Below are 21,238 nucleotides of genomic sequence, written 5' to 3' on the forward strand. Positions count from 1 at the left end.
ATGGTTTTCAATCCGATGGGCTGAAGCATGGGCATCGGGGATTCCCTTAGTCATCGTCGAAGCGTCATTCGCCCATACGAATTGCGGCTTATCTTTACGCGCGGGTGCCCGGCCTCGGCACGTTGTTGTATGGTTGTGGTCGAACCGTTGAACCCAAGTGATTGAAAGGATATCGCCATGCTGGACTGGAAAAACCGCGCGGGCAGCGCGCCTGAACGTGCCGCCGAACCCAAGTCGGCCACCCGCAGCTATGTTGGCGGATTGCTGTTCAGCCGTGCATTGGCCACGCTGATCGGCATCTACCTGCTGGTGACCATTGGCCTTGGCTGGTACTGGAGCCAGGAGCCGGCGCTGTTTCCGGTCGCACAAAACGCGCAAGTGGCGGCCGAGAAAGAAGGCAAGCAGATGGTGATCGGCTACACCACCGTCGAAACCCTGAAGACCGTTGCCGGCACCTTGCTCAACAAGCCGGGCGGCTACATTTCCAACGACCGCTTCCCGCCGGGCCTGTGGATGGACAACACGCCAAGCTGGGAGTACGGCGTGCTGGTACAGGTGCGTGACCTGACCCGTGCCCTGCGTAAAGACTTTGCCCGTTCGCAGTCGCAGTCGGCGGAAGATGCCGATCTGGCCAAGGCCGAGCCGCGTTTCAACTTCGACAACAAGAGCTGGATCCTGCCGTCGAGTGAGTCGGAATATCAGGAGGGCATCAACTCGCTGAGTCGTTATCAGGCGCGCCTGTCTGATCCAACCCAGAAAAACGCGCTGTTCTATGCTCGCGCCGACAACCTGAACAACTGGCTGGGCGATGTCGGCACCCGTCTCGGTTCGCTGTCGCAACGCCTGTCGGCCAGCGTAGGCCGGGTCAAACTCAATACCGCGCTGAAAACCGAAGTGCCGGCGATCGGCGAAGTGCCGCAGGTTGACGAAGAAGTCGTCGAGACCCCGTGGATGCAGATCGACAACGTGTTCTACGAAGCCCGCGGTCAGGCCTGGGCGCTGTCGCACCTGCTGCGCGCCATTGAAGTCGATTTCGCCGATGTGCTGGCGAAGAAGAACGCCACCGTCAGCGTGCGTCAGATCATCCGTGAACTGGAAGCCTCGCAGGAGCCGGTCTGGAGTCCTATGATTCTTAACGGCAGCGGCTTCGGCGTGCTGGCCAACCACTCGCTGGTCATGGCCAACTATATTTCCCGGGCCAACGCCGCGGTGATCGATTTGCGTCAACTGCTCAATCAGGGCTGATTCATGAGCCACAACGCCAAAGAGGCGGCCCATCGCGCCGCCTCGGATGCCGAACAGATCGCCTGGGTCGATGAGCAGGACAACCTGCTCGGCGCGCTCGTGCGCGCCGATTTGCGCGAGCGCGGACTGATTGGCCGTGGCACCTACATCATGTTGTTCAATTCCGCCGGTGAGCTGTGCGTGCACCGGCGCACCTTGAGCAAGGCGATTTATCCCGGCTACTGGGACGTCGCGGCGGGCGGCATGGTCCAGGCAGACGAAACCTACGCCGAGTCAGCGGCCCGTGAACTGGAAGAGGAATTGGGCGTCAGCGGCGTCGAACTGACGGCTCATGACCATTTCTATTTTGAGGACACCGGCAATCGCCTGTGGTGCTCGGCGTTTTCTGCCGTATGGGACGGCCCGTTGAAACTGCAACCGGAAGAGGTGCTGGAAGCGCGCTTTATTCCGGTCGAGCAGGTGCTGCAGGAAATCCAGCAGAAGCCTTATTGCCCGGACTCTCTGGCCGCATTGAAGCGCTATCTCAAGGCGCAACAAAGCGACGTCGCAAAGAACACATAAATTGGCGCCGATTGGCACTTAGCAATCGGGATTTTTGCCGTTACACTGCGCGACCTTTTCAAGCTGCACCGCGAGTGCTTTTTGTAGGAGCTGCCGCAGGCTGCGATCTTTTGATTTTTTGTTTTGGCGTCGAAATCAAAAGATCGCAGCCTCGTTTCATTCGACAGCTCCTACATTTGGCGCTTTATCGGTGCAGTAGCGCTGCCCCTGCCTGAGTGGGGCTTCGCGGTCGATGACCTTGCCCAAGGTCGCGATCAGTCTTTGTCCTCCCGAGAGGATTGCCGGTGGCCAAAAAAGCCGCATCCTTCGCCGCCCTGGGCGGCCTGGTATTTTCCACCGACGCAGGTCGTCATTGCCCGGAATGCAGTAAGCCGGTGGACGCCTGTATCTGCAAACAAACCGTGATCCCGGCTGGCGACGGCATTGCCCGCGTGCGACGCGAGAGCAAGGGCCGTGGCGGCAAAACGGTGACTACCATCACCGGCGTGCCACTGGCCGAAGACGCGCTCAAGGAGCTGGCGACAACGTTGAAGAAACGTTGCGGCACCGGCGGCGCGTTGAAAGACGGGATCATCGAAATCCAGGGCGATCATGTCGAGCTACTCTTGGCTGAGCTGATCAAGCACGGTTTCAAAGCGAAGAAGTCCGGCGGCTAGCAGCCTCTGTGAAAACCACCTGCGGCTTGATCCGGCGCTGAAACACTTCAGATCCGGCGTCGTCTCCATGGTTTTCACAGAGCCTGTTCATGACCGGTTTCTAAACTCCACGCAGTCAGTGCGGTCTACCGCCGCGCTGACAAACCGTCATTTTCATTCTTTAGAATGCGCCGGCCTGAGATCAGGCGACGCACTATGACTTCTTTATAGGGGACTTCGATGTCCGTACGACGCACACGCAAAGACGATGGCAGCCAATGGACAGTTGCGGACAGCCGCAGTGTTTACGGGATTCGCCATTGGGGGGCCGGGTATTTCGCGATCAATGACGCCGGTCGCGTCGAAGTTCGTCCGAACGGTCCGAGCAGCTCGCCTATCGACCTGTTCGAACAAGTCGACCAACTGCGCAAAAGCGGTTTGTCCTTGCCGTTGCTGGTTCGCTTCCCCGACATTCTGCAAGACCGCGTCCGTCAGTTGACCGGTGCCTTCGATTCGAACATCGAGCGCCTGGAATACCAGAGCAAATACACCGCGCTGTACCCGATCAAGGTCAACCAGCAAGAAGCGGTGATCGAGAACATCATCGCCACCCAGGACGTCTCCATCGGTCTGGAAGCCGGCTCCAAGCCTGAGCTGCTGGCCGTGCTGGCGCTGGCGCCGAAGGGCGGCACCATCGTCTGCAACGGTTACAAGGACCGCGAGTTCATCCGTCTGGCGCTGATGGGCCAGAAGCTCGGCCACAATGTCTTCATCGTTATCGAGAAAGAATCCGAAGTCGGTCTGGTGATCGAAGAAGCCGCCTCGCTCAAGGTCAAGCCACAGGTCGGCCTGCGCGTGCGTCTGTCGTCGCTGGCGTCGTCGAAGTGGGCGGACACCGGTGGCGAGAAATCCAAATTCGGTCTGTCGGCAGCACAACTGCTGTCGGTGGTTGAGCGTTTCCGCGCGGCAGGCCTGGATCAGGGCATTCGCCTGTTGCACTTCCACATGGGCTCGCAGATCGCCAACCTGGCTGACTACCAGCACGGCTTCAAGGAAGCGATCCGTTACTACGGCGAGCTGCGCAATCTCGGTCTGCCGGTCGATCACATTGACGTCGGCGGCGGTCTGGGCGTCGACTACGACGGCACGCACTCGCGCAACGCCAGCTCGATCAACTACGACATGGACGATTACGCCGGTGTCGTGGTCGGCATGCTCAAGGAATTCTGCGACGCGCAGAGCCTGCCGCATCCGCACATTTTCTCCGAAAGCGGCCGCTCGCTGACCGCGCACCACGCCATGCTGGTGGTGCAGGTAACCGACGTCGAGAAGCACAACGACGAGATCCCGCAGATCGAAAACAAAGAGTCGCTGCCGGAAACCGTGCAGTGGCTGGTTGACCTGCTCGGCCCGACCGACATCGAAATGGTCACCGAAACCTACTGGCGCGCCACCCACTACATGAGCGACGTTGCCGCGCAATACGCCGATGGCAAGCTGACCCTGGCTGAAAAAGCCTTGGCCGAGCAGTGCTACTTCGCCGTCTGCCGTCGCCTGCACAACTCGCTGAAAGCCCGTCAGCGTTCGCACCGCCAAGTGCTCGACGAACTCAACGACAAGCTGGCCGACAAGTACATCTGCAACTTCTCGGTGTTCCAGAGCCTGCCGGACACCTGGGCGATTGATCAGGTCCTGCCGATCATCCCGTTGCACCGTCTCGACGAAGAGCCGCTGCGTCGCGCGGTGCTGCAAGACCTGACCTGCGACTCCGACGGCAAGATCAATCAGTACGTCGACGAGCAGAGCATCGAGACCAGCCTGCCGGTACACGGTTTGAACGAAGGTGAAGACTACCTGCTGGGCGTGTTCCTGGTCGGCGCCTATCAGGAAATCCTCGGCGACATGCACAACCTGTTCGGTGACACCGACTCGGTAAACATCTACCAGAACGCCGATGGCAGCGTGTACCACGCCGGTATCGAGACCCACGACACCATCGAAGACATGCTGCGTTACGTGCACTTGTCGCCGGAAGAACTGATGACTCACTACCGCGACAAGTGCGCCAGTGCCCGCATCAGTGCCAGCGAGCGCACGCAATTTCTCGATGCCTTGCGTCTGGGCCTGACCCGCTCCTCCTACCTGTCTTCCTGAGGCCAGGTGGCGATCTTGCCGGGTTGTCTGAATTTTTCCTGAGCGTGGCGGAAAATTCGGATGACTCGGTGGGATATCTCCCAAAATCTTCGCGAAATCCATGGCATTCCTGGCCAGCAAAGTCATCCGGTCTGCTTTTCGCGTAGGTCATTTCCTAAGTTGTACTTCAGCTCTCTACTCGGCCATGGCTCTCGGCGAGAATCCCCGACCGCCCCTCCTGTAGAGATCCGCCCATGTTCGAACCAGTCAACGAGTCGTCCTTTCGTCTCGATGTAGCGGGCCTGTCCGACCCTTTCGAAGTCCTGGCCTTTACCGGTAGCGAAGCCCTCAGCGAATCCTTTGCGTTCGAGATCGATGTGTTGATCGACGATCCGCACCTGGATCTCGCCGGCCTGCTATACCGTTCGGCGTTCCTCTGTTTCGGGCCGTCGGGGGAGGGCGTGCACGGGCAATTGCAGAGCCTTGTCCAGCATGAACACGCAGAGGGCTCGAGATTGAGCCGGATCCGTCTGGGGCCGAAACTCGGTTGCCTCGCGCTGCGCTTCAGTCAACGCATCTTCAGTGGCCGTTCGGTGCCGCAGATCATCGAACAAGTGCTCAGGGAGCACGGGATTGCCGGCGCCCAGTGCCGCTTCGATCTGTCTGCCGGCTACCCGGCCCGGACGTTCTGCACGCAGTATCGCGAGTCCGATCTGCAACTGCTCCAGCGCTTGTGCGCGCAGGCGCGGATTCACTATTACTTTGAACACGATCGCGACCGGCATTGCCTGGTGTTCGCCGATGATCCGGCGCAGTTACCCGTGGCCGGTGCCGCGCAGTATCCGCGCGGGGACGACGGGCAAGATACGTCTCCTGCGTTGCGGCAATGGCAATTGCAAAGTGCAATTGAGACCAGTTTATCGGGTGTGCAACGGGCTGAAGGCCAGAGTGAACTGCCAGCGTTGCGCAGCGGTCACTGGCTGCGGTTGGCCGGTCATCCCTTCGCTGAATGCAATCGGCCGTGGTTGCTGACACGCATTGAACATCGCGCCGATCCATCCCGTGAACCTCCCTACGTCAACCGCCTGTTCGGCACGGTGCAAGTGCCGTACACATCGGCTACAGCGCCATCGCGCCTACGCATGCACAGCCTGCAACGGGCCTGGGTGGTGGCGGTCGATGAACCGCAGCCTGACCGGATGCGCCCGGTGGCGGTGCAATTCGACTGGCTCTACCAGGGCGAAGGGGCCGCTCCGAGTCATTGTTGGCTACCGCTTGCGCCGTCCCTGGCGCAGGTGTCCATGGCGGCGCTGAGCGAGGGTGTCGAGGTGGTTGTGAGTTTCTTCGAGGGGGATCCGGATCAGCCGATGATCAGCGGTGTGCTGCAGCCGCCATCCGCCGTTGTCGACACCGATGATGACCTGCCGTTGCCTCTGCCCGACAGCCTGGTGAGTGACGGCTTGCAGCAACTGCTGACTTGCGGTGAACCGTTGCTGCTGTTGTGCCTGATCCCCGGCGGCGGCAGTTTCAACCATTGCTCTCAATCGGTGTGCAGTTGCCGACTGGTCACCGCGCTTGAACAGAGCGGCGCAACATGAATGGCGCGGCGCTTGAGCCCATGGCGCAGTGGCTGCTGCTCGATGGCCCGGATGCACCGCAGGCCTTGCTGACCCTGCACCGGGCTTTTGCCGGTGTGCAGTGTTTCAGCCTGTTCGAAGGCACTGAGTTCGAACCGGTCAGCGAGCACGGCCCGGTGTTGATCGAGCTGCGCGACTGCCCGGCATTGGCTGCGTTGTGTCACAGCGACCCAAACACCTGGCGCGGGCTGTTGCTGGGCAGTGAGGTTTCGGCGCAACAACTGCTGAGTCACTTGCAGCGCATGCTCACGGTGTCGTTTGGATTGAATCACCGGGCTTTGCTCAGCTATTACAACCGGCAGACCGCGAGCTATTTTTTCGATGCCTGCGATGCTGCTGAGCTGAGCCGCTGGCTCGGGCCGATCCGTCAACTGCGCTGGTTCGGTGGCACTTGGGCCGACCGGGCGATTGGCAGTCTGGGCTGGCAGCAGTTGCGCAACCCGGGGCTAGCCGTCGAGCCGCTGAGCATCGAAGAAAGCCTGACCCGGCGCCAGCGCGAACGCCTGCAAACCTGCTTGCTGGAGCAGCATATCTGGCGCTGGTGCCAATCGCTGGGAACCGATTACGCGACGATGGCCTCCCATGTGCATCAAGGCCTGACGCTGGGATTCAGCGACCGCACCGTGCTCGATGGCTGGTTATGGCTACGCTTGCTGCATCCGCGAGCCGTGCTGGTGCCACCGCCGGTGGGGCTGACCCAGCAGCAGCGGCTTGACCATGTACGGCGCCAGTGGCGCAGCGATCAGTCCTGAGGCGAGGTTCGGCGCGTATGGCAGGTTTATTCCGGCAAGGGTGGGGGATCGTGTTGCTGCTGGTGCTGGGCGGTTGTTCGCCGGTGCAGGTGCTCAATGCGTTGACTCCGGACAGCACGTACGCCAAAACCGTGGGCATCGCCTATGGCGACGATCCTCGGCAGAAGCTCGACGTGTATGTGCCGCATCAGCCGATGCCCGGCGCGCCGGTGGTGGTGTTTTTCTATGGCGGCAGCTGGAACAGCGGTTCGCGCGTCGACTACCGCTTTGTCGGCGAAGCGCTGGCATCCCGAGGGATTGTTGCCGTGGTGGCGGATTACCGTTTGTATCCACAGGTGCGCTATCCGCTGTTCCTGCAAGACGGCGCGCGTGCGGTGGCATGGACCAAAGCGCATATCCACGAGTTTTCCGGCAACCCGCAGCGCTTGTATCTGATGGGACACAGCTCGGGCGGGTACAACGCGGCAATGCTCGCGCTGGACAGCGAATGGCTCGCGGCGGTGGGCATGTCGCCCAGGGATGTACAAGGCTGGATCGGTCTGGCCGGGCCGTATGATTTTCTGCCGATCAAGAATCCCGAGGTGCGTCCGGTGTTCTTCTGGCCGGATTCACCGCCGCAGTCGCAGCCGATCAACCATGTCAGTCGCGGCGCACCGCCTGCGCTGTTGATTGCGGCAAGCCGGGATGATCTGGTCAACCCGACGCGCAACACCGGTGGCCTTGCGAGCAAGCTGCGCGAGGCCGGTGTGCCGGCGCAGGATTTGTATTACTCGCGGCCCAGCCACATAACCTTGGTAGCGACCCTGTCGCGGCCGTTGCGGCGTCTGGCGCCGGTGCTCGATCAGGTGGTCGGGTTTATCGCCCACACGCCGAGTCAGTGAACGCCGCCACTGAACCAGCCATCGTTGCGCTTGAGCCACCAGGCTTGCGCACCGAGGGTCAGGCTACGCAACACCATGAACAGCAGAAAAGATATCCACAGCCCGTGATTGCCCAGACCTTGCAGCGCCCAGGCGAACGGCAATAACAGCACCACGGTGATCAGCATGCCGTTGCGCATTTCCCGCGCGCGGGTGGCGCCGATGAACAAACCGTCGAGCAGGTAGCTCCAGACTGCAATCAGCGGCAGCACGGCGAGGTAGGGCAGGTAGACGAACGCGGTGTCGCGCACGCTCTGGATATCAGTCTGCATCTCGATGAACAAGTGCCCGGCCAGCAGGAACAGCATGGCGAAGCCGAGGCTGGCGATCAGTGACCAGCCGCCAGCCACCACCAGCGAGCGACGCAGGGCCAGACGATCACGGGCGCCGATGGCGTGTCCGCACAAGGCTTCGACGGCATGGGCCAGACCATCCAGCGCATGCGCGGTGAGCAGCAAGCCATTGAGCAGCAGCGCGTTGGCGGCCACCGTCGAATCACCCAGTCGCGCGCCTTGCACGGTGATCAGGAAAAACACCGATTGCAGCGCCAGGCTGCGGATAAAGATATCGCGGTTGACCGCCAGCAACGGGCGCCAGCTCTGCCAGATTCTCAGCGCTGCCCAAGCGATGTGCCCGGGGTACGCGCGCAGCGCCTTGCGGGTCAGCAGCAGGCCGAGCAGGGCGCCGCTCCATTCGGCGATCACCGAGGCGCGCGCCGAACCGACCACGCCCCAGTCCAGGCCGATGACGAACCACAGATTGAGGACGATGTTGATCAGGTTGGTGGTCAGCAGAATCGCCAGCGGCGCCCGGGCGTTCTGTGTGCCGAGGAACCAGCCGACCAGCGCATAACTGGCCAGCGCCGCTGGCAGGCCGAACAGCCGCGTGTGGAAGAAGTCCCGAGTGAGCTGATCCAGCTCCGCCGACGGTTGCATGAAGTGCAACGCAACACCACTCAGCGGCACACCCAAAGTGCCAAGCACTAGCGCCAGTCCCATCGCCAGCAGCAAGCCCTGCAACAGAATCTGCCGCAACGCCGCACCGTCGCTGCGCCCGGCGGCTTGCGCGGCAAACCCGGTGGTGCCCATGCGCAGAAAGCCCATGGCCCAGGCGAGAAAGGTGTACAGGCTGGCACCGACCGCCACCGCGCCTAATTGATGGGCGTGGGGCAAGTGGCCGATGACGGTGCTGTCGACCAGCGCCACCAACGGTACGGAAATATTGGACAGAATCATGGGCGCGGCGAGTGCCCAGACCTTGCGGTGCGTCGGGCGGTTGCGCCAGTCGGCGATCAGAGTGGACATGCGGGCTCCTTGGGGAGCGGCATTGTAGCGATTCCTCTGGCCTGAAACGCGATTCACTGTAGGAGTGAGCCTGCTCGCGATAGCGTCCGTTCAGTCAAAACAGCTTCGAATGACACACCGCTATCGCGAGCAGGCTCACTCCTACAAGGTTTTGTGGCGCTAGTGAATAATCCAGCTAAGCAACCACAACCCCAGCAACAACCAGATGATCCCGGCAATGATCGACGCATTCATGAACGCGCGAATCGCCGACCACAACAGCATCAATCCGACAATCAGGGCGATGATGCTGATGATCGAGGTGTCCATGCCCAGGGTTTTGGCCAGCCCGTCGACAAAGTTGCCACCGGCATTGCTCAGAATGTTGAACAAGCCACTGAGGCCATCGACGATAAACCGGATGACCGAACCGAGCGCCTGCCCGAGCCATTCGAAAAAGCTTTCTACCTGCATGTGTGCATCCTGATGAAAGAGCTGAGCCTTGGGCCACAACGCGGGTGGCCGAGTTCCCTGCATGATAGAAGGTTTGCACCCATTCTGTGTGGGAGCGAGCCTGCTCGCGAATACGGTGGATCAGATAACTGATGGGTTTGAATGACACACCGCTTTCGCGAGCAGGCTCGCTCCCACATTAGATCACCTGCGCCGCTTGCCTTTGGTGGGTATCCCCCCGAAGCTATACGCCTTCAGGAGAGCCCGATGAACCTTGTTGAACTGACCGAACGCCTGCACGCCATTCGCGACCGCAATGACTGGCGGCAATTTCACAGCCCGAAAAATCTCGCCATGGCCGCCAGCGTTGAGATGTCTGAACTGGTGGAAATCTTCCAGTGGCTGACGGAAGACCAGTCGCGCCAGTTGCCCGCCGACAAACTCGCCCACGCCGGGCAGGAAGTCGGCGATATCGTGTTGTATCTGTTGCTGCTGTGCAGCGAGTTGGGCCTGGACATGAATGAAGTGGTGCGCGCCAAGCTTGCCGACAGCGAACGGCGGTTCAGCTGATGAGCGACCGGCATTTCGATCAGTTGGCGACGCGGTTCGCCGAAAAAATCTATGGCGGTGCCAAAGGCGCGATTCGCCTCGCGGTGTTGCAGGCCGACCTAATCGAGGCACTGCCGGATCGTCCGTTGCGAGTGCTCGACATTGGCGGCGGCCTCGGCCACATGTCGCTGTGGCTGGCCGAGCGCGGCCATGACGTAACCTTCACCGAGCCCGCCGCACCGATGCTCGACGGTGCGCGCCAGCGCTTCGCCGACGCCGGGCAAACCGCAACATTCATCCAGGCGCCGTGGCAGGAACTGCTCGGGCAACTCACTGAACCTTACGATCTGGTGATTTGCCACGCCGTGCTCGAATGGCTCGCCGAGCCTCACGCGATCCTGCCGGTGCTGCATCAACTCACCAAGCCCGACGGCTGGTTGTCGCTGGCGTTCTACAATCGCGACGCGCTGATCTACCGCAACCTGCTCAAAGGCCATTTCAAGAAAATGCGCAAGAACAGCATGGCCGGGGAAAAGCAGAGCCTGACCCCGCAACAGCCCCTCGATCCACGGGAATTGGCAACGCAACTCGAAGGCTTGTGGCAGGTCGAAACCCAGAGCGGGATCCGGGTTTTCCACGACTACATGCCGGTGGAATTCCAGGCCCGCGCCGAACTCGCGGATTTGCTCGAGATGGAACTCGCTCACCGCCGTCACCCAAGCTTCGCCGGGCTTGGGCGCTACTTGCACTGGATCTGCCGGCCGATCTGATCGGAGCGCGACATGAAAGCTCAATCCGGGTTATTGCTGATCTGTCTGGGGTTGGCTGCCTGCCAGGGCAGCAACCCCTACGTGGCGCAGTCGCGGCCCCTGCCGCCGGCGCCAGCGCAAGCCGCCACCACCTTCGACCGTAGCGCTTACCCGGCGCCGCCGCGTGACTACGGACGCTATCGCAGTTGGGCCTGGCTCAACGGGCAGTTGCCGCCGGGTACGGCGTGGGCGGACTCGGCGCAAGTGGCCGAAGCGGTGAGCAATGCCCTCGATCAGCGCGGTTTGCGCCCGTTGCACGACAACCGCCCGGCCGACCTGTTGGTCAGCGCCGATCTGCGGCTGGAAACGCGTTTGCGGCAGGTCCAGGACGACTACGGTTATTACGGCGGCGGATACGGCGGCTATGATCGCTACGGCCGCGGTTACGGCATGTACAACACGGTGCCGATCGTGCGCACGTATTCGGAGCAGGTCGTGGTAGTGCAGGTCAATCTGTTCGATGCCGGCAGCGGGCAACCGGTCTGGAGTGCCAGTGCCGAAACCGCGAACAAGGGCAGCGAAATCGATCGCACCGATTCGATCCGCGAAGCTGTGGAAAAGGCCATGTCGGCGTATCCTCCGAGTTAGCTTTCTGCCAACGGGGAAGCTGCCGCAGGTTCATGTCTTCAACCGGAGAAAAACCATGTTCCGCCGTCTCGCTTTACTGGCCATGGCCGCGCTGCTCAGCGCCTGCGCCGCCAACCAGGTCAACCACGACTTCGATGCCAGCCGCGACTTTGCCGCCTATCGCAGCTGGAGCTGGAAAGACCCCGCCCTGCAATATCGCCCCGATGATCCACGAATCAAAAGCGACCTGACCGAACAGCGCATCCGCCAGGCCGTCGCCGATCAGCTCGACCAGCGTGGTTTGCGTCCTGCGGCGGCGGGGGCCAAGGGTGATTTGAGTGTGCAGACCTATCTGATTGTCGAAGATCGTCAGCAACAAGTGACGACCAATTACGGCGGTGGTTGGGGTGGCCCGTGGAATGGTTACTGGGGCGCACCGATGTACAACGAAACGCGCAACATCACCTACAAGGTCGCGACCATCCAGATCGACCTGCTCGACGGCAAGGACGGCAAACTGGTGTGGCGCGGCAGCGATGAGCAGATGCTCGCCAGCCGGCCGAATCCGCAGGATCGCAGCAATGCCATCCGCGAGACGGTCGGGCGGATTCTGGCCAACTATCCACCGCGCTGAATCTGTTCAGGAAAAACGGGAGCCCTTGAGTTCCCATTTTTTTGGCCCTGCGACGACCCCCTGTAGGCGCTGCCGAAGGCTGCGATCATTTGATTTTGCTTTTTAGAGGCCAAGATCAAAAGATCGCAGCCTTCGGCAGCTCCTACGGGGGATTGCGCGTCTACACTCAGTTGCACCAATGGAGCTTGCGGCAAAGGAGTGCGCCATGTCGCCTCGTTCGCGATTCACCAGCCCGGCCCGGCAGCGCGGGGCGATTGGCTTGATGGCGGCAGCCACCCTCAGTCTGGCGGTGGTGATGCTGCTGTTGGTGGTCGACACCGGCCGCTTGTACATGGAACAACGCAAATTGCAGCGGGTGGTGGACAACGCCGCCCTTGAGGCCGTCAGTCGTGGCGGCGATTGCCTGCCGGGCCTGAGCGCTGCCAGTTACGCCGGGCAAAGCGCCGTGCGCAACGGCTACGTTGTCGACGCCAGCAACACCCTCGCCACCACGTGCGGCACCCTGGTGACTGCCGCCAGCGGTTTGCGCACGTTCGCCGTGGATGCTACGCAAATGGCTGCGGTCAAAGTCGTCGCCAGTCGCACAGTGACCACCAGTTTTGCCGGTGGTGTACAGGCCTTGTTCAGCGGCACACCGGTCAGTCTCAATACCACGCTGAACGCCTCGGCGGTTGCCGCCAAACCGCAGCCAACGGTCGCCCAGCTGAATATTCGCAGCACGCTGACGAGCATCGATACAGCCCAGTCGAACATCCTCAATCCACTGTTTTCCGGGCTGCTCGGTGGTAACGTCAATCTCACGGCACTGGGCTGGGACGGCCTGCTGAACACTGATATCAACTTACTGAAATACCTTGATCAGTTGGCGATCAATCTCAACGTCGCGGCCGGCAACTACACGCAGTTGCTCAATACCCAGGCCACGGTGACGCAACTGATTCAGGCCGCCGCGACGGTGGTGCAACTCAATGGTGCGACCGCCCAGGTGATCACTGCGCTGGGCCAATTGCAGGTGGCCGCGATCAACGCGGCGCCGGTCAAACTGGGTGACATCCTGCAATTGCAGACCGGGACCACGGCAGCAGGGCTGGACGCCAATCTGCAACTGCTGCAACTGATTCAGGGCGTGGTGCAACTGGCCAACAGCAAGAGTGCGGTGGCGGCGACGTTGCCGATCAGCGTGCTCGGGCTGGCGAATGTCACGGTGCGGGTGAAAGTGATCGAGCCGCCGCAGTTTTCCGCCATTGGCGATCCGGCGCGGGCCAAGGTCAATCCGACCGGGCCGGATCGGATTTATGTGCGTACGGCGCAGGTGCGCACGATGTTGTCGGTGAGCCTGCCGGTGCTGTCCGGGGTCACGGGGCTGACCAATGCGGTGTTGGGATTGGTCGCGGGACTGACGCCGACGCTCAATGCGGTCCTGAGTCTGAATCTGGTAGCAGTCCTGAGTTCGGTCGCCTGCGCCGGTTGCCAGCAACTCGACCCACTCCTATTGCCATCCCCCGAAATTGACATCAGCCTGGATGCTGGTGGCGCGAAAAGCTATGTCACCGATTACAGCTGCCCAACCGGGACAACAGGCACGAAAAGCCTGACTGCCCACACCATCACATCCATTGCCGACCTCAAACTCGGCAAGATCGACCCTTCCAACGCCTTTTCCTCGGCCGCCGAACCGACTGTCACGCCATTACCGTTGGTTGACCTGGGAATCGTCACGTGCCACAAGATCCTGGGCATCGGAACTTGCGACCCCTCCACCCATATTCAATACGGCGCTGGCGGCATTGCGATCATGCTCGACACCAGCGTCGCGCAAAACACCCAGGATCTGGTGTTCTCCAGCGGCACACCGTTCGCCACCCCGGCCAACCTCAAATTGCTACCGAGCGTGCTGCCCGCCGTGCCGACCAATAATATCGTCGGCAGCCTGTCGAACACCCTCGCGGGCATCAACCTGATCGTCTACAAACCCCAGGGCAGCAATCCATTGGGTGCCGTTGTTACCGGCGTTGCCTCGTTGATCAGTGATGTCACCAGCAAACTGCTGCCGGTGGTGACCAACCTGGTCAGCCCGTTGCTCGACCCGCTGCTGAACAACCTGCTCAAAGGCCTGGGCATTAACCTGATGGATGTCGACGTCGGTGCCAACATGACCTGCGGCCAGACCGGCAAGGCCTATCTGGTGATCTAGGCGTCCACGGCAACCGGCAACTCGATGCAGAACCGCGCGCCCTCGACCGAGTTGCGCACGCTCAACTCGCCGCCCATGTTGTCGATGATGCCGTAGCTCACCGACAGCCCCAGCCCGGTGCCGACGCCGATCGGTTTGGTGGTGAAGAACGGCTCGAAGATCCGCTCCAGCAAGCGTGGATCGATACCGCCACCGTTGTCCTCGACCCACAGGCGCACGCACTGTTCATCGCGTTCGGCATAGATCGAAATCCACGGTTTGAAAGATGAATCCTTCTCGCGTTTGCTCAGCAACGCGTCGCGCGCATTGACCATCAGGTTGATCAACACTTGTTCAAGCTGATCGACGTAGCCACGCACCTGAACCTCGAACGCGGTCTCGCTGATGCGCAAGTCCACGCCTTTGCCGCGCATGCCTTCGGCCAGCAGCGACAGCGTGCCTTCGATGGCCGAGGCCGGGTTGAACAGTTGCTGCTCGATCTCCGAACGTCGGCCGAATACGCGCATGTGATCGACGACTTTCGCTGCCCGCTGCACCTGCGCATCGATGCGGTTGAGTTTGTCGGTCAGGTAATCGACCTGCACATCGCCGTTGCCCAGGCGCTTGAGCACGTTGACGATGGCCATGCGCATCACGTTCAGCGGCTGATTGATTTCATGGGCGAGGCCGGTGGCCATTTCGCCAAGGGTGGCCATTTTCGCGCTTTGTGTGAGTTGCTGTTGCGAGCGGCGCACCTCGGTGTTGTCTCGGCCCACCGCTTGCACTTCGATCAACTGGCCGTGCTCATCGAACACGCCGCGATCGGACCACACCCACCAGGCATGTTCTCTGCCTGGCAGTTGCAGGCTGATTTCCGCGGTGCTCACCGGTTGCTCCACGGTCAGTGCAGCGAGACGCTGGACGAACGCAGTACGTTGTTCCTCGGACATCCAGCTGCCCAGATCGACCCCTGGCAGTTCCTCCGGCGTGCATTCCAGATACTTCGCCAACGGCCGGTTGCCAAAGGTCAGAATCAGATCCGGGCGATAGCGACAGATCATTGCCGGCGAGTCTTCCACCAGAATCCGATAGCGCTCTTCACTCTTTTTCACCTGTTCGGCTGCCAGGGTCGCCTCGGTGACGTCTAGCCACAAACCGACCGCTTCGACCGGCAGGCCGAGGTCATTGCGTAGCAGACGGGCTTCATCGAGCAACCAGTGATACTCGCCGCGACGGTCGCGCAGTCGATAACGGCTGCGCACCGAACCTTCGCGCAGCAACTGGCGGCTGCGGGCGAAATACACATCGCGATCCTCGGGATGGATCATCTCGACCAGAGCGCCGTCGCTGCAGTCCTCAAGGTTCCACCCCAGCAAGGGTTGCAGGCTGGCACTGAAGAACGCCGGGATCAGTGCACCTTCGTGGTAGTGCTGGACGTAAATCACCGCGGGCGAACTGGCGATCAGGTTGTCCAGCCGTGCATGCGCGGCGGCAGCCCGTTGTTGCTGGTTCTGGATGTCGCTGATGTCGAGCATGAAACCGACCAACCGCCGTTGCGTGCCGTTGCCAATCACTTGGCCCTGCACGCGATACCACGTGGGCGCCTGCTCGTTATTACCACCGCGCAGGCGTACCGATAACGTCAGGGCTTCGCCGTGTTGTTGCAAGGCTTGCAGACGGCTGCGCAACTCGTCGCGGTCGGCGGGATGGATTTGCGTCAGCCAGTCTTCCAGCGGTAATCCGCCAGGGTTCACGTCCAAGACCGCCGCCAGCGCGGGTGCCAGTTGAATGTGCTTGTCGCCTGCCAAAATCTCCCACCAGCCTGCACCCAACAGGGTTTGCAACGCTTCGATGCGCTCCAGTTGTAAGTGATGCTGCTGTTCGCGCAGGCGGCCGAGCAACGGCCCGGCCAGCGCGCCGGCCAGCGTCATCCAGTCGCGCTCGCTCAGGTATGGCGCGACGCTGTCCACGGGATAAAAACCGCAGAGCAGCCAGGCCACCACACCGCGCTCATCGCTGTACGGCACCGCGAAACCTTCGGCACTGCCGAACAGTGCCTGCACCCGCGAATGTGCATCGAGGCCATGCTGCGCGCCGACGCGTTGCGGCGCGGCACCGTTAAGGCTGTCCAATGGCGTGCCCAGGCGCTGCCCGTCATGCCACAGATCCGGCGCATCGTGGGCGCGATACTGGCGATGGATTTGCCAGCCCTGTTGCTCATCATCGAGCAAGGCCAGCGCCAGACAGGGGATATGCCAGCGCTGGGCGATCATTTGCAATTGTTCGCTGACGATCACCGGCAAACGCACTTGGCTGCAGGCGCGTAACTGTTCGCTGACCTGCCCGGCGATCAATTGGCAGGCATCACGCTGACGCGATTGTTGGCGTTCAAGCAGCAAGTCAGCGATGTCGATCAACTGCATCAGCCAGCCGTCGCCCAGCGGCTGTACCCAGCCACGCAGGTGCACGGTTTGCTCGGCGAGACCGAAAAAATCGAGATCCAGCAAGAGCCCCAGCCACTCCCTCGGCCGACCTTCGATGGTCAGCGTGCTGTGGGGCATCAGATAAGTGCTGAGTGGCAAGGGTTGATCTTGAGGTTTGAACTGCGCCAGCAGATGCCGCAGCGGCCCGGCCATTTGCAGCACGTCACCCTCGTCGTTCAGGTACAGGTGCAAGCCTGTCGCGGGTGAGCCGAGTGGGTCGGGCAACTCGTGGGCGGCGGGTGGTGTGCGTTTGAGCAAGCGCCCGAAGAGCTTGTCCCCCGACGTCAAAATTGCAGACTCGATTTGGCGGTCAGATAGGTGGGCAGATTGGGCACTGTACCAACCACCGGAAGCACCAGAAACGGCATGACCTGATTCAACTTGCTGACCGGATAATCCACGCGCACCGTCAGTAGGCCTGACGCGCTGTATTGGGTGTTGGTATCAACGCCGATCACCAGGTTGAAGACCGGCGGAATCCAGGACAATTGCTGGGTCAGCGTGGCATTCGCGGTGTTGATCACCACGGTTGAATAGTTGGGTGTGTTGGGATCGACCGCGACACTGCGGCGCACGGCTTCGGACGTGGCCTGATTGAACGATTGCATCATCACCAAGGGCAGGCTGTAACTGACCAGGCCGTAAAACACGGCGAAAAAGATGATGAACACCAAGGCGAACTCAATCGCCACCGCACCTTTTTGCGACTTGCGAAAGCCGGTTTTCATGAGTGCGTCTACCCTGACTGTCACTGCGTAGTCTCAGCATAGAATCATTCCGCAAAAATGGACGGTTTTTACCGGATGTACAGTTTTCTCCTCCTGATCTGGCTGGGCCTGTGCGCGGCGCAAGATGCCCGCCAGCGACGCATTGCCAATGGGCTGACGCTCGGTGCGGCGGCGCTGGCGCTGATCTATCTGTTGTGGACCGGCAACACTTGGTTGGGCGCTGAGGCGGAGCAGGGCGGTTGGGCCTGCCTGATCGCGCTGGCGCTGACCCTGCCGGGTTTTTTCATGGGCCGTATGGGCGCCGGCGATGTGAAATTAATGACAGCCCTCGGTCTTGCGACGGACGGTCTGTTTATTCTTGGCGTATTTATCGGTGCGGGCGTCGCCAGCCTGATCTGGATGCTGCTGGCGCCAAGAGTCTGGCTCCATATGAGTCAAGGGCTTAGAGAACGTCTGCGATATCTGGCCCCCGGCGTGTCAAAAAAGCTGCCATTTGCACCGTTCGTGCTGGTCGGTGCAGTGCTCGTTATGCTTTGGATCCACTAGTCGCCAAGCGCCACTAGTTCTATGTACATAGTCGGAAAGTACGTCTACTTTCAAATGAACTGGTTATACAGCCAAAGGCTGACAGTACAGGAATGGTCAGCTTTGGCCTGGGACATGGAGTAGCACGTGAACAAGCTTACGTCTGCGGTAAAAGTCCTCGTGGTCGACGATCAGCCGTTGATCGTGGAGGAGCTGTGCGAGTTTCTTGAAAGCAATGGTTATCGCTGTGTGCCGTGCGAATCCAGTCTGCAGGCGATCGAGTGTTTCAGTGAGGACGCGGAAATCGGTCTGGTGCTGAGTGATCTGCACATGCCGGACATGGATGGCATTCAACTGATTCAGGCGTTGCAGCGTTTGGCGGACAAGCGTCGGGTGTTCGAGGCGATCATGCTCACTGGGCGTGCCGACAAGCAGGATGTGATCAAGGCATTGCGTGCCGGGATTGCCGATTATTATCAGAAGCCGATTGATCTGGATGAGTTGCTCGACGGGGTGCGGCGTCAGGAGGCGGCGCTGCAGGAGCGGCAGAAGAATCTGCAATTGGGGCATTTGAATCAGAAGTTGCAGTATCTGTCTGAGTCGATTGATGACCTTTATCAGGATCTGGACAAGGTGCGGCGTAGTCCTTCGGCGGTGGTTCGTGATGTGTTGGGCGGTGAGCCTGTCGAGGCTGAGGCTCAGGAGATGCCGGAGATTTTCAATCAGTTGTCGCCGCGGCAATTGGATGTGGCGCGGTTGGTGGGCAAGGGGCAGACCAATTATCAGATTGCCTGTGAGTTGGGGATTACCGAGAACACGGTGAAGCTTTATGTTTCGCAGGTGTTGCGGTTGACGCATATGCATAATCGGACGCAGTTGGCTTTGGCTTTGTCGCCTAGTGCTTCTGCTTTGCGGCAGCGGGTTACGGCGCATTGACTTGGCGGCCTTTGGGCCGACCAGGTTCTTGGGTTTTTGGGTGAATATCCGTTGCTGCGGGGGTTGCCGCTGACGGTTCCGCTCTTACAGCGGGTCACTTTTGGCAAACGCCCCAAAAGTAACCAAAAGGTCTGCGCCCTGACGTTCGGCCCGCTCGCTGGGGCTCGGGGTTCCTTCGCTCCGGGATCGATCCGGGGGCATCGCTTCCGGTTTGCTTCGCTGCACCTCCTTTCGATGTGTTCGACTTCGTCGAACGGCGCTGCGCGCCTACCCCCGGATCAATCCCTCTACTCAGCCTGCCGACGGGCTCCAAGATCAAAAGCAGGCGAGCTGACACTCGGCCTATTGAGTGGTGAAGAGCGGGTGTTCGGCTTTAGTTTTGTGGTGGATTTGCCCCTCATCGGAACACCGCCCGCCCAGCCCTCTCCCGAGGGTGAGGGAGCTGATCTGGTGATTTTCAGTATCTGAATTCGACTCGGTCTTTCACGTCGACGTAGCTCTCCCAAACACCTCGGTCAGTCCCCTCTCCCTCTGGGAGAGGGTTAGGGTGAGGGTTGGCTTTTGGCTGTTTAAATTTGTGCCAGATAACCGGAACCTTCCCACACGGTTTTCAGGTTGTCCGTCGGACGTGCGCTCTCTAGTCTCTGGCTGTCGCTGAACACTCAGCGATCGGGTGTGGAAACCTGAATTTCAAGTAGATGCGTTGCATCGCTACCGCAATCATTGTCGGCGTCTTCTTTCGTCTGCAAACTGTGTCGCGGCGGCTGTGCGCGGGCAGGCTTCGGTCTGGCCGGTTGCCTACTTATCGGTTTTCCACCCTGCGTACAGCTGCCACCTTTTGTCGTGTGGAAACGACAAAGGTTGGCTCCTCAGCCAAGTAGGAGTTGTTATGGACAAACTGATCCCCGACCCACCCACCGAACCCACGACCCCACTCGAAGAAGCTATCCGCGCCGACTACCTCGTCAAGAACCGCGAGGCCATCAAACGCGCCCTCGATTTCTACCTCTGCCCCGAACCCGCGAAACCCCACCAACCCACCACGATGTTCCTCATCCATCCGAAAATCGATACCGAAAGCCTGCTCGCCCATGCCTGCGAATCCCTGGCTTCGGCCAACACACTGGCCGGTAACTTTGCCGATCAGTTGGGCCGCCCGGAACGCAATACCGCGCTGGCGATTCAGCAGATCATCATGCTGGCCGAGCTGGCGGTAAACCGGGCACTGGATCGGGTGGATCCGCAGACCTGACCCGCTAGGCACACCGCGTCATCGTTCTTCGCGAGCAGGCTCGCTCCTACATTTTGAAATGCATTTCAGCTGTGGTAGAGCACAGGGGAGGCGGCTTCTGATTTGCGTTGGATTCGCCCCTCACCCCAGCCCTCTCCCGAGGGAGAGGGGGCCGATTTGTGTGTTTTTCAAAGCCTGAGTTCGACTCGATATTTCACGTCGGCGTAGCTCTCCCAGACAACTCGGTCGGTCCCCTCTCCCTCTGGGAGAGGGTTAGGGTGAGGGTTGGCTTTTGGCTGTTTAAATTTGTGCCAGATAACCGGAACCTTCCCACACGGTTTTCAGGTTGTCCGTCGGACGTGCGCTCTCTAGTCTTTGGCTGTCGCTGCCAATTCAGCGACCGGGTGTGGAAACCTGAATTTCAAGTAGATGCGTTGCATCGCTACCGCAATCATTGTCGGCGTCTTCTTTCGTCTGCAAACTGTGTCGCGGCGGCTGTGCGCGGGCAGGCTTCGGTCTGGCCGGTTGCCTACTTATCGGTTTTCCACCCTGCGTACAGCTGCCACCTTTTGTCGTGTGGAAACGACAAAGGTTGGCTCCTCAGCCAAGTAGGAGTTGTTATGGACAAACTGATCCCCGACCCACCCACCGAACCCACGACCCCACTCGAAGAAGCTATCCGCGCCGACTACCTCGTCAAGAACCGCGAGGCCATCAAACGCGCCCTCGATTTCTACCTCTGCCCCGAACCCGCGAAACCCCACCAACCCACCACGATGTTCCTCATCCATCCGAAAATCGATACCGAAAGCCTGCTCGCCCATGCCTGCGAATCCCTGGCTTCGGCCAACACACTGGCCGGTAACTTTGCCGATCAGTTGGGCCGCCCGGAACGCAATACCGCGCTGGCGATTCAGCAGATCATCATGCTGGCCGAGCTGGCGGTAAACCGGGCACTGGATCGGGTGGATCCGCAGACCTGAT

20 protein-coding genes are annotated in these 21,238 nt (G+C 60.6%); 16 read left to right on the plus strand and 4 right to left on the minus strand.

The genetic code is table 11. From position 1 onward, the window contains the following. The first annotated feature begins 177 nt into the window (after positions 1-177). The 7 genes from CKW26_RS02515 (at position 178) to CKW26_RS02545 (ending at position 7,844) form a co-directional block, all read left to right on the plus strand. A complete protein-coding gene (locus CKW26_RS02515) occupies positions 178-1,245 on the plus strand; it encodes a DUF2333 family protein (protein ID WP_016984927.1) in 1,068 nt (355 codons plus the stop codon). A gap of 3 nt (positions 1,246-1,248) precedes the next feature. Continuing rightward, a complete protein-coding gene (locus CKW26_RS02520) occupies positions 1,249-1,806 on the plus strand; it encodes an NUDIX hydrolase (protein ID WP_095047360.1) in 558 nt (185 codons plus the stop codon). A 284-nt stretch (positions 1,807-2,090) separates the two neighbouring features. Next, positions 2,091-2,462, plus strand: coding sequence for a translation initiation factor Sui1 (locus CKW26_RS02525; protein WP_007914613.1), 372 nt, complete (start codon positions 2,091-2,093; stop codon positions 2,460-2,462). Between the two features lie 219 nt (positions 2,463-2,681). Then, entirely contained in the window at positions 2,682-4,595 is a 1,914-nt protein-coding gene (speA, locus tag CKW26_RS02530; protein WP_038360569.1) for an arginine decarboxylase, read from the plus strand. 233 nt (positions 4,596-4,828) lie between these two features. After that, positions 4,829-6,172: a type VI secretion system Vgr family protein gene (locus CKW26_RS02535; RefSeq protein WP_095047361.1), complete on the plus strand. Its 1,344-nt coding sequence runs from the start codon at positions 4,829-4,831 to the stop codon at positions 6,170-6,172. After that, on the plus strand, positions 6,169-6,963 hold the full coding sequence (locus CKW26_RS02540; protein WP_095047362.1) for a DUF4123 domain-containing protein: 795 nt from the start codon (positions 6,169-6,171) through the stop codon (positions 6,961-6,963). Before CKW26_RS02535 ends, CKW26_RS02540 begins: the two co-directional genes overlap by 4 nt. Before the next feature lie 17 nt (positions 6,964-6,980). Continuing rightward, complete coding sequence (locus tag CKW26_RS02545) at positions 6,981-7,844, plus strand: alpha/beta hydrolase (RefSeq protein ID WP_095047363.1); 864 nt, start codon at positions 6,981-6,983, stop codon at positions 7,842-7,844. On the opposite strand, the gene CKW26_RS02550 is transcribed toward CKW26_RS02545, so the two are convergent. Beyond that, positions 7,838-9,187: an MATE family efflux transporter gene (locus tag CKW26_RS02550; protein WP_095047364.1), complete on the minus strand. Its 1,350-nt coding sequence runs from the start codon at positions 9,185-9,187 to the stop codon at positions 7,838-7,840. The two genes, CKW26_RS02545 and CKW26_RS02550, sit on opposite strands and share 7 nt — an antisense overlap. 159 nt (positions 9,188-9,346) lie before the next feature. Further along, positions 9,347-9,640 carry a hypothetical protein gene (locus tag CKW26_RS02555; RefSeq protein WP_007914623.1) on the minus strand — a complete coding sequence of 98 codons (294 nt, stop codon included), beginning with the start codon at positions 9,638-9,640 and terminating at the stop codon, positions 9,347-9,349. Positions 9,641-9,886: 246 nt separating this feature from the next. Here CKW26_RS02555 and CKW26_RS02560 point away from each other — a divergent pair, with 246 nt between their 5' ends. The 5 genes from CKW26_RS02560 to CKW26_RS02580 all read left to right on the plus strand — a co-directional run bounded on the left by CKW26_RS02560 (position 9,887) and on the right by CKW26_RS02580 (position 14,372). Next, the gene (locus CKW26_RS02560; protein WP_007914625.1) at positions 9,887-10,189 is read left to right on the plus strand and encodes a MazG-like family protein; all 303 of its coding nucleotides are present in this window, start codon (positions 9,887-9,889) and stop codon (positions 10,187-10,189) included. Then, positions 10,189-10,938, plus strand: a complete 750-nt coding sequence (locus CKW26_RS02565) for a methyltransferase domain-containing protein (protein ID WP_095047365.1) — start codon at positions 10,189-10,191, stop codon at positions 10,936-10,938. The genes CKW26_RS02560 and CKW26_RS02565 overlap by 1 nt, the downstream gene beginning before the upstream one ends. 12 nt (positions 10,939-10,950) lie before the next feature. Then, entirely contained in the window at positions 10,951-11,565 is a 615-nt protein-coding gene (locus CKW26_RS02570; RefSeq protein WP_095047366.1) for a DUF4136 domain-containing protein, read from the plus strand. A 55-nt stretch (positions 11,566-11,620) separates the two neighbouring features. Then, positions 11,621-12,178, plus strand: a complete 558-nt coding sequence (locus tag CKW26_RS02575; protein WP_095047367.1) for a DUF4136 domain-containing protein — start codon at positions 11,621-11,623, stop codon at positions 12,176-12,178. A 205-nt stretch (positions 12,179-12,383) separates the two neighbouring features. Next, on the plus strand, positions 12,384-14,372 hold the full coding sequence (locus tag CKW26_RS02580) for a pilus assembly protein TadG-related protein (protein ID WP_095047368.1): 1,989 nt from the start codon (positions 12,384-12,386) through the stop codon (positions 14,370-14,372). On the opposite strand, the gene CKW26_RS02585 is transcribed toward CKW26_RS02580, so the two are convergent. Then, positions 14,369-17,122, minus strand: coding sequence for a PAS domain-containing sensor histidine kinase (locus tag CKW26_RS02585; protein WP_095047369.1), 2,754 nt, complete (start codon positions 17,120-17,122; stop codon positions 14,369-14,371). The two genes, CKW26_RS02580 and CKW26_RS02585, sit on opposite strands and share 4 nt — an antisense overlap. Next, positions 17,119-17,562 carry a TadE/TadG family type IV pilus assembly protein gene (locus tag CKW26_RS02590; protein ID WP_095047370.1) on the minus strand — a complete coding sequence of 148 codons (444 nt, stop codon included), beginning with the start codon at positions 17,560-17,562 and terminating at the stop codon, positions 17,119-17,121. Before CKW26_RS02590 ends, CKW26_RS02585 begins: the two co-directional genes overlap by 4 nt. Before the next feature lie 75 nt (positions 17,563-17,637). Between CKW26_RS02590 and CKW26_RS02595 the strand changes: the two genes are divergently transcribed. The 4 genes from CKW26_RS02595 (at position 17,638) to CKW26_RS02610 (ending at position 21,237) form a co-directional block, all read left to right on the plus strand. Then, entirely contained in the window at positions 17,638-18,108 is a 471-nt protein-coding gene (locus CKW26_RS02595; protein ID WP_177409221.1) for a prepilin peptidase, read from the plus strand. Between the two features lie 126 nt (positions 18,109-18,234). Continuing rightward, positions 18,235-19,023 (plus strand): response regulator transcription factor, encoded by a 789-nt coding sequence (locus CKW26_RS02600; RefSeq protein WP_095047372.1) that lies wholly within the window; start codon positions 18,235-18,237, stop codon positions 19,021-19,023. Between the two features lie 889 nt (positions 19,024-19,912). Beyond that, entirely contained in the window at positions 19,913-20,275 is a 363-nt protein-coding gene (locus CKW26_RS02605; RefSeq protein WP_095047373.1) for a DUF6124 family protein, read from the plus strand. A 599-nt stretch (positions 20,276-20,874) separates the two neighbouring features. Then, complete coding sequence (locus CKW26_RS02610; protein ID WP_095047373.1) at positions 20,875-21,237, plus strand: DUF6124 family protein; 363 nt, start codon at positions 20,875-20,877, stop codon at positions 21,235-21,237. Position 21,238: the final 1 nt, after the last annotated feature.

The organism is Pseudomonas sp. Irchel s3h9, assembly GCF_900187475.1.
GTDB lineage: Bacteria > Pseudomonadota > Gammaproteobacteria > Pseudomonadales > Pseudomonadaceae > Aquipseudomonas > Aquipseudomonas neuropathica.

Excerpts from the sequence above, each read along its gene's own strand:
- CKW26_RS02515 (WP_016984927.1), top strand. The coding sequence starts at position 178 with ATGCTGGACTGGAAAAACCGCGCGGGCAGCGCGCCTGAACGTGCCGCC.
- CKW26_RS02520 (WP_095047360.1), top strand. The coding sequence starts at position 1,249 with ATGAGCCACAACGCCAAAGAGGCGGCCCATCGCGCCGCCTCGGATGCC.
- speA (WP_038360569.1), top strand. The coding sequence starts at position 2,682 with ATGTCCGTACGACGCACACGCAAAGACGATGGCAGCCAATGGACAGTT.
- CKW26_RS02535 (WP_095047361.1), top strand. The coding sequence starts at position 4,829 with ATGTTCGAACCAGTCAACGAGTCGTCCTTTCGTCTCGATGTAGCGGGC.
- CKW26_RS02540 (WP_095047362.1), top strand. The coding sequence starts at position 6,169 with ATGAATGGCGCGGCGCTTGAGCCCATGGCGCAGTGGCTGCTGCTCGAT.
- CKW26_RS02545 (WP_095047363.1), top strand. The coding sequence starts at position 6,981 with ATGGCAGGTTTATTCCGGCAAGGGTGGGGGATCGTGTTGCTGCTGGTG.
- CKW26_RS02550 (WP_095047364.1), bottom strand. The coding sequence starts at position 9,187 with ATGTCCACTCTGATCGCCGACTGGCGCAACCGCCCGACGCACCGCAAG.
- CKW26_RS02555 (WP_007914623.1), bottom strand. The coding sequence starts at position 9,640 with ATGCAGGTAGAAAGCTTTTTCGAATGGCTCGGGCAGGCGCTCGGTTCG.
- CKW26_RS02560 (WP_007914625.1), top strand. The coding sequence starts at position 9,887 with ATGAACCTTGTTGAACTGACCGAACGCCTGCACGCCATTCGCGACCGC.
- CKW26_RS02565 (WP_095047365.1), top strand. The coding sequence starts at position 10,189 with ATGAGCGACCGGCATTTCGATCAGTTGGCGACGCGGTTCGCCGAAAAA.
- CKW26_RS02570 (WP_095047366.1), top strand. The coding sequence starts at position 10,951 with ATGAAAGCTCAATCCGGGTTATTGCTGATCTGTCTGGGGTTGGCTGCC.
- CKW26_RS02575 (WP_095047367.1), top strand. The coding sequence starts at position 11,621 with ATGTTCCGCCGTCTCGCTTTACTGGCCATGGCCGCGCTGCTCAGCGCC.
- CKW26_RS02580 (WP_095047368.1), top strand. The coding sequence starts at position 12,384 with ATGTCGCCTCGTTCGCGATTCACCAGCCCGGCCCGGCAGCGCGGGGCG.
- CKW26_RS02590 (WP_095047370.1), bottom strand. The coding sequence starts at position 17,562 with ATGAAAACCGGCTTTCGCAAGTCGCAAAAAGGTGCGGTGGCGATTGAG.
- CKW26_RS02595 (WP_177409221.1), top strand. The coding sequence starts at position 17,638 with ATGTACAGTTTTCTCCTCCTGATCTGGCTGGGCCTGTGCGCGGCGCAA.
- CKW26_RS02605 (WP_095047373.1), top strand. The coding sequence starts at position 19,913 with ATGGACAAACTGATCCCCGACCCACCCACCGAACCCACGACCCCACTC.
- CKW26_RS02610 (WP_095047373.1), top strand. The coding sequence starts at position 20,875 with ATGGACAAACTGATCCCCGACCCACCCACCGAACCCACGACCCCACTC.